3 protein-coding genes are annotated in these 3,236 nt (G+C 63.8%); all 3 read right to left on the reverse strand.

What is annotated here, in order from left to right:
* Positions 1-298: 298 nt before the first annotated feature.
* A complete protein-coding gene (locus tag K2Y03_RS13070; protein ID WP_294091225.1) occupies positions 299-1,105 on the reverse strand; it encodes a DNA adenine methylase in 807 nt (268 codons plus the stop codon).
* A gap of 270 nt (positions 1,106-1,375) precedes the next feature.
* Positions 1,376-1,909, reverse strand: a complete 534-nt coding sequence (locus K2Y03_RS13075; RefSeq protein ID WP_294091227.1) for a host-nuclease inhibitor Gam family protein — start codon at positions 1,907-1,909, stop codon at positions 1,376-1,378.
* A gap of 159 nt (positions 1,910-2,068) precedes the next feature.
* Positions 2,069-3,236 (reverse strand): phage minor head protein (locus K2Y03_RS13080; RefSeq protein ID WP_294091229.1); only part of this gene is annotated, 1,168 nt, incomplete at its 5' end.

Genomic DNA, 3,236 nt, shown 5'->3' on the forward strand with positions numbered 1-3,236 from the left:
TGTGACTGGCCAATAATTACAACTGGGAACTGGCCGGGATTTTCGGTGATTTATCGGCAAATAACGGGATCGCAGGCCATTGAAACGCCGGCATAAAAACGTGCGATCACATCGCCGTGTGAGGGGCGGGAATTTTTGGCCAGTTCCCACTTCTAGACTGGGAACTGGCCACGTATGACAAACCAAAAATCAATGACTTAGCGCGCAGCCGAACGTCAAAAATGGCGCCAGTTCCCAGTTCTTATCGGCCATCGTCGCCGTGCGCCATAAGCCATTGTTTTTGCATGATAACGACCCTCTAATTTGAGATAATCAGCTCGCGGGCGCGCGTAGGCGACATTCCGATGTGATAGGTCAATTCGACCTCCTGGATAACCGCCCAGCTGAACATATCGCGCAGCTCCGGTCGATCACCAACCGACATAATGAAGCGTCCGCAAAGGCCCTGCAGCCGCGTTGCAAGCCGCTGGAAATCGGCCCGCTCAAAGCCAGGCCCATAGTCCTCCTCGCAGCCCCAATAAGGCGGGTCGAGGTAGAACAGCGTGCCCTGTCGATCATAGCGCCGGATAAAGTCATCATAAGGCAGCGCCTCTATCGTGACGCCTTGCAGGCGCTCGTGCAGGTCGTCGAGCATCGGCGCCAAGGTGCCCAGGTTGAAGCGGCTTCGGCTTGTGTCGACGCCAAAGCCGCGACCCGTCACCTTGCCCCCGAACGCCAATCGCTGCAGATACAGAAAACGGGCAGAACGTTCCAAATCGGTTAGTGTCGTCGGGTCCTGTCGCAGCAGACGATTGAACTCGCTCCGGCTCGACAGCTTCCATTTCATCGTGTCCAGGAACGGCTGGTAATGCCGCTGCAGGATGCGAAACAGCGTGGCGACGTCGGTCGATAAATCGTTGATGACCTCGTGACGCGGCCGCGCCGCGCGCCCCAGAAACACGCCCCCCATGCCTACGAATGGCTCGGCATACAGATCGTGCGGCACGCTGGCGATCATGGCACACAGCCGCTTGGCCAAAGCGCGTTTTCCGCCAAGATAGGGCGCAATCGGCTTTGCCGGCGACACGGACTGAAGGTCGGGGAAAAACTGGGGGATAGACTCCATCTTCTCGGATGCTCACAACACGTCCCGCCGGGGCCACCGGTGAGGGGACTGAGCCCGGCGCGCGCCCGGGCAAGGTGCAGGCTGTTCTCCTGCGGCTCGGCGCGTTGCCGCGCGCCGGCCCCCCTCGATTGAAGGGAGGCAATCTGTTGTCAGAGGCACAAAGCGACGAAGAGCTGGTTGCAACAACACCCATCGGCGATCCATTGCTGGTGCTCGCTTTGGGGGAGGCGGAACGACGCAATCTTGACGAATGACGCTGGCACACCGTCATCACTCGTCCACCTTGGGGGCCTCAACCGGGCGGAGCGCGATGAAGAACTCGTCCTTCGACACCGCTTCGAAGCCCATTTTGGCGAGATCATGGTCGGGGTCATTGCCGATCGCACCGATGATGCCGGGCTTGTCGAGCTCATATTTGATGCGCAGCCACCCGGCCAGGCCGTTGCCCAGCATCGCGGTGATCGCGGCCTTCACACCCATGGCCTTGGGCAGCTTCAGCGACGGCGGCGATCGTCGCACGCCGATTTCGACGCCGGCCAGCTCGGTCGAGCGGCGCTTGCCGGCAATCTCGCCGCCGGCCACGGCCCACCAGGTCTTCAGCGCAGCAAATAGCTGGCGCAGCTCGTCCTCGCATGGCGCCGTCGCCACTGCCTGTAGCCGGCGCGCCTCGGCAATGGCGCTGTCAGCCTCGGCATCGATGGCGGCAACACGCGCCGACACGGCCGCATAGCGCGCGATCATTGCCTTGGCCTCTTCGATCGTGGTCGGCGCGGCCAGCGCGGCCGCCTTGCGGCGAGCGGTCATGACATGGTCCTTTCGAGGGTGGTGCAGGGGCGTTGCAAAGCGGCGGCAGGCGGCCTATTTTGGCCCACGGCGCGCGTGACACGGTGAATCTGTCTGCCGTAGGACCGGGCTTTGCCCGGGATCGCATGCGAGGTGGGGACAGCCCTCGCCGCGCGCCAATCAACCGCCACGGCGCACCTCCTGCCACTTGCGGCGCAGCCGTGCCACGTCATCGTCCTGGGCGAGGCGATAGCTCACCAGGTAGATTTCGCGCCGGTCGCGTGTGGCTTTGACCGTCGCGATCAGCCATTTGTCATCGACCGTCTTGAACAGCAGCAGCCGTTGATCGTCCTGCTGCAGTACAAGGTCGGGAACGGCGCCGATTTCGGGCAGCCGGCGATAATCGACCACGGTCAGTTCGGGGTGCCCCTGGCTGCGCTGCGTCTCGCCCAGCTGCTTGCGATAGGTGTCGGCTGACAGCACCACAACGGGCGTCTCAGCCGCGATCTCGGCCTGCAAATCGGGGGGCAGCATCATCACCGGCACCATCGCGCCCGGCTCGTCCAGTGCCTTCAGGAACGCATCCGACTGGACAATGTCGTTCAGCGTGGCCCGGGCGGCGGCCAGATCGCGCTGGGCCGCCTGTTCCAGCGACCGGCGCGCTTTGTCCATCACCGCGCCCATGCTCGCCTTGCCGGCATTATAGGCAAAGCCGGGGTCGATGCCCTTTGGCACCTGGATCACCCGCCCGGTACCGGGCTGTGTCCAGGGTTGCAGGTCGAGCGGCGGGCGCGCGCTCACCGTCCACCCTTCGCGGTCCAGGTCGCGCTGGCTCAGCTGGCGCACGGTGCACCGGCAATACCAGCCGCACGGCGGATAATGGGTGTCCCACCATTCATCATCAACGGGCAGGATGGTGCCATGCCATTCGCGGTGCAGTGGCCGCGTGCGCCGGTCCAGAATCGCCACATAGCGCAGGAAGGGGCGCTCGCCCTTCATTTCCTGAATGCGCTTCCACCGCCCCGCCGCACGGCTGGCCCGCAAATTGGTGTCATAGATCGTCCGCAGCCGTGCCGGCCCGATGGCAACGGGGCGGTCGGTGCCGGTCAACGCCGCATCGGTGACCAGGCCCCACCACCCCTTGCTGCGCAGATAGGGTTCAAGGTTGGCCACAAACTCGGCCGGCGTGCCGCCATTGGCGAGAACATCGGCAATCGCCGCCTGAATTTCGGCAAGGATGTCGAGATCGACAAGCTTGGCGACGGTGAAGGCGCGGGCATGCTCGGCCTGCCACATGTCGGTCCAGTTGACCGTCGCGCGCAGCCGATCGCGCGCCTCGAACGCGCGC

Origin of the sequence: Sphingomonas sp. (assembly GCF_019746015.1) — a bacterium.
Taxonomy (GTDB): Bacteria; Pseudomonadota; Alphaproteobacteria; order Sphingomonadales; family Sphingomonadaceae; genus Sphingomonas.